The following is a 3,991-nucleotide window of genomic DNA, read 5'->3' on the forward strand; positions in this document are numbered from 1 at the left end:
ATATACTTTGACAATAACAACATTTAGTATAAAATAATATACCAATAAAAAATACAAAAAAAAATAATTTAAAATTCATGATATTTTACAAAATATAGTTAACTTACACGTGTTTTTTAAAAATGGTCAAACAATTAACAATTTTAAAACTATGAAAATTTACAATCTTTACAAAGTTACATTATTAATGTTTCTGATTTCGTTCCTAACCTCTTGTCAAGTAAATAATGAAGAAGTTCTTATTTCTCCAAATCCTTCTTCGCAAAGAATTCTTAACTCAATAAAAGGTATGAGTCAATATAATAATTACTTGGCAACTGACCAAAAGATACAAGAACTAATGCCGCAAATCATAAGTAATACAACAAAAGAACAGAAATTTGTTTATAATAACATTATAAACAAATATACAAACAAGTTTGATATGTTCAAAACCAAAGATTTGGAATTAGTTTCTTCTATTTTAGATATTACAAAACCAGTAGAAGATTTAAGAAATACTAGACTTAGTATTATTAAGTCTATTCATTCTAATTTATTAAAGATTTATCCCTCATTAACATTTAATGAAGTGGCTTTAATTCTTAATAAAGATGCAAAAGCAAATGCCCGAATTTCCTCTTGTTCAAGTGATGCTTATGCTGCATCTTGGAATGCTTTTGAGTACGCTCTTCAAGTTTATGGAGATCCTCATTTTGCATATATATTTGCTGATTGGGTATATAGTAAAACATATATGAGTTGCTTAGATCCTATAGGTAGAGGAGAGGGTATGGCAATGGCTTAATTGTTTAAAAAAAATCTAAGAATTTTCTGTTCTTAGATTTTTTTTAAACAGCGTAGTTATAGCTCACTATAACTACGCTGTAGTTGAGTTCGGCAAGGATACCCTGCACCCGTTTAAAAAAGTTGTATAATCATATGGGAAAGAGCAGCATACACATTGTACCAGTGAAAGGTGGTAGTGAATCACATAATCAGCGACTAAAAGTTTTATCCTACGTCCGAAGTGATTTAAGCTATTTGAATAGTAGTTTCCACCTAAAAAGCATTCAAGAAGCCAAAAATTTTGCAGAACGAAACTGTAAGGAGAAAACGGGTCGAAAGATGCAAGATAAAGCTACACCTATCCGAGAAGGCGTACTTTTAATCAACAAGCATCATACAGCAGAGGACTTAAAACGGCTAAGTAGAGTACTAGAGCAACGCTTTGGAATAAAAACAATTCAAGGTTACTGTCACAAAGACGAAGGTCACTATGACAAGATAACAAATGAATGGCGACCTAACTACCATGCTCACATGGTATTCGACTGGACGAATCATCAGACGGGAAAAAGCATCAAGCTCAATCGAGAAGATATGAGCGAATTTCAAAGTATTGTCGCTGGAGAACTGAATTTAGAGCGTGGCCACAATAGCAGCATTAAGCACTTAAATGCAGTTCAGTTCAAAACTCAACAGGAGATAAGAAATTTACAAAATTTACATCAGCTCAAAAATGGGCTCACAGAGGCTCAAAAAGTAATTGAACAAGCTATTCCCCTCAAAAAGGAGATTGATGGTCTCAAAAGCGATAAAAAACGCCTTGAAGAGGAAAATACGTTGCTACGAGCGAACAAAAATTATCTGGAAAAGAAAATTGAGGTAGGAAGAAGCGAATTAAAACAGCTTGAAGAACAAAAAACGAATAGGGGATTCAAACTATAATCCGATGGAAATTCTAAATGATTTGATTGAAAAACAAGAAAAGCTAGAACAACGCTTTGTGGAGATTGAAGAATTACTCAAGAAAAATTTGAACCGTCCTTTACCACCAGTCAAGGTAGAGACAAAACTTATTGGCCAGGAGCTGAAGACTTACCTAGGAGACACATCACAGAAATTCAAAGAGCTTGAGAGCAGCATCGAGCAGCATATTGAAAAAATTCCATTAAGGATTCAAACAGGGGGAAGTTTGATTGGTTTCAGTTCTGGAATTTCAGCGATTATCTTTTTGAGCGTATTGGGAATTTTGTCCTGTATCTTGGGGGGTCTGTGCTACCACCATTACCATCAAGCCCAGGAACAGCGGCGTTTGGTTGCGAGTTATGAATCAGATTTTCAAAAAGTGTCTAGGCGAAACCCAAAGTTAGCCTTGCGTTATCGTCGAGCGACACAAGAAGAATAATTCCACAACTTGGCACGGCTCATGCCTAAAAAAAATCCCGGGGGTGTGGGGGCTGGCCCCCAATCACTAACACACAAAAGTCCTTTCTACCTACCAAAAAAAGTCCCTTTTTTATCAGTTATTAGATACAGAAGAAAAAAAATGTATAACTATCTAGTTATGAGGTATTTATATTGAAACTATGTTGCATACTCTGCAACAATAGTGTTGCACAAGCTATGCAACATAGTTTCAACATAATGATGCAAAAAAACTTCATTTTATTTCTTTCTTGCATCATTATGTTGCATAAAAATTTTATATTTGTGCAGCAATGACGCAACAATGTTTCACTATATGCAACACAATTTTATGTCACACGAAAAGGAAATTATTAATTATCATACAGGAGAATTAGAGCTAGTTAATGATAAATTTGTTCAACTTTATTTAGATAAGTTAGATTTGATAATTGAAATGACTGGAGAAAATCCTACTGCGGTTAAAATGTTCGTATGGTTATTACAACATATGGATAGGCGTAACGCATTAGTTATTAGTCAAGAAGCATTAGCAGAAGCTATGAACTTACATAGAACGACAATTTTTAGATCTACTTTGTATTTAAAGGAAAAGAAAGCTATTGATGTCCTAAAATCGGGAAATACGAATATATATGCTGTTAATGCCCAAGTAGCATGGAAATCAGATGCTAAAGGAAAAAAGTATGCAATGTTTGATGCTAAGGTATATATTGCAGAGTGTGAACAAAAAGATGATAAACCCTTATTTAATACAAGTTTATTAGGTCACGCAGTTAAAAAACCTATAAAGCGGGTAAGAAAAAATCAGCATCAATCTATAAAAGACTTTGAGAATAAAGATATTAGCTGAAACAAACAGAGGCTCTGCAGGGATGCAACCCGAGAAGGGATAAGCTAAGCCGTACACAAGTGTGTAAGGTAAGTCGTTTGTAAACATTTTACAAACGACTTTTTTATGCTCTTACCTCGCCTTTTCCTTTTTCCCATGCAAAAATAATTCCCTGTTCCAGCTTTGTAAAGGTCAAGCCCTTCGGGTTTTGGCTAAAAAATCTCCACCCTCCGGGTAGTATTTTTTAGCCAAAAACCTTGACAAACCTTCCACAGGGAATTATTGAAAAGCAGGGGAAAAAGGAAAAAATATTTAGAGGTTTATTATGGCCTTTTCACTTCTCTTAAAGAATTATCCTTAAAATGTCTATATTTTACCATTACGAATTCTCCTGATATTAGATACTTATTATCTAAACCATCAATATATCCCTTAAATCTTAGAACTAATTCAGGAAAGTCAAATGTAGCCTTTGAATGGAATCCGTCAAAATTACTTAAAGAAAATTCGACAGTAACATATCCAAGTTTTACTGGGTTCATGTACTCTGAATAACTTTTAATGTTCTTATGCCAAAAAGTAGATTTGAGGATAGGTGAATAACAAAGGTTAACAAACTTCATAGAATCCTCTGTTATATCGATGGTTATTAAATTATTTGGTATCGCTTTGTATAAATAATCTAAAATTATGTTACAACCTATATTATTTTCATTAAGCATTGATTTATAAATATTTACAGAATCACTTTTTGTTAATTTTGGTTCTATAAACAGAGTATCCAGGCTATAAATTCCTCTTACAAAGAAAGGAAACTTATCATTTCTGAATAATTCTTTGTTATTCTCATACAATATACCTTTGTGATTTTTATATATACTTTGACAATAACAACATTTAGTATAAAATAATATACCAATAAAAAATACAAAAAAAAATAATTTAAAATTCATGATATTTTACAAAATA

The 3,991-nt window shown here is 32.6% G+C and carries 5 protein-coding genes; 4 read left to right on the top strand and 1 reads right to left on the bottom strand.

The window, feature by feature from the left end:
• Window positions 1-151 precede the first annotated feature (151 nt).
• From FHS57_RS31545 to FHS57_RS31560, 4 genes are all read left to right on the top strand, one after another.
• Window positions 152-787, top strand: coding sequence for a hypothetical protein (locus FHS57_RS31545; protein WP_183980786.1), 636 nt, complete (start codon window positions 152-154; stop codon window positions 785-787).
• A 134-nt stretch (window positions 788-921) separates the two neighbouring features.
• Window positions 922-1,710, top strand: coding sequence for a hypothetical protein (locus tag FHS57_RS31550; protein ID WP_183980788.1), 789 nt, complete (start codon window positions 922-924; stop codon window positions 1,708-1,710).
• Between the two features lie 4 nt (window positions 1,711-1,714).
• The gene (locus FHS57_RS31555; RefSeq protein WP_183980790.1) at window positions 1,715-2,170 is read left to right on the top strand and encodes a hypothetical protein; all 456 of its coding nucleotides are present in this window, start codon (window positions 1,715-1,717) and stop codon (window positions 2,168-2,170) included.
• Between the two features lie 351 nt (window positions 2,171-2,521).
• Window positions 2,522-3,043 (top strand): replication/maintenance protein RepL, encoded by a 522-nt coding sequence (locus FHS57_RS31560; protein WP_221225787.1) that lies wholly within the window; start codon window positions 2,522-2,524, stop codon window positions 3,041-3,043.
• 302 nt (window positions 3,044-3,345) lie between these two features.
• Here FHS57_RS31560 and FHS57_RS31565 read toward each other — a convergent pair whose 3' ends face one another.
• On the bottom strand, window positions 3,346-3,975 hold the full coding sequence (locus tag FHS57_RS31565; RefSeq protein WP_183980794.1) for a hypothetical protein: 630 nt from the start codon (window positions 3,973-3,975) through the stop codon (window positions 3,346-3,348).
• Between the last annotated feature and the right edge of the window lie 16 nt (window positions 3,976-3,991).

Source organism: Runella defluvii (assembly GCF_014195535.1).
GTDB lineage: Bacteria > Bacteroidota > Bacteroidia > Cytophagales > Spirosomataceae > Runella > Runella defluvii.

Excerpts from the sequence above, each read along its gene's own strand:
- FHS57_RS31545 (WP_183980786.1), top strand. The coding sequence starts at position 152 with ATGAAAATTTACAATCTTTACAAAGTTACATTATTAATGTTTCTGATT.
- FHS57_RS31560 (WP_221225787.1), top strand. The coding sequence starts at position 2,522 with ATGTCACACGAAAAGGAAATTATTAATTATCATACAGGAGAATTAGAG.
- FHS57_RS31565 (WP_183980794.1), bottom strand. The coding sequence starts at position 3,975 with ATGAATTTTAAATTATTTTTTTTTGTATTTTTTATTGGTATATTATTT.
- FHS57_RS31555 (WP_183980790.1), top strand. The coding sequence starts at position 1,715 with ATGGAAATTCTAAATGATTTGATTGAAAAACAAGAAAAGCTAGAACAA.
- FHS57_RS31550 (WP_183980788.1), top strand. The coding sequence starts at position 922 with ATGGGAAAGAGCAGCATACACATTGTACCAGTGAAAGGTGGTAGTGAA.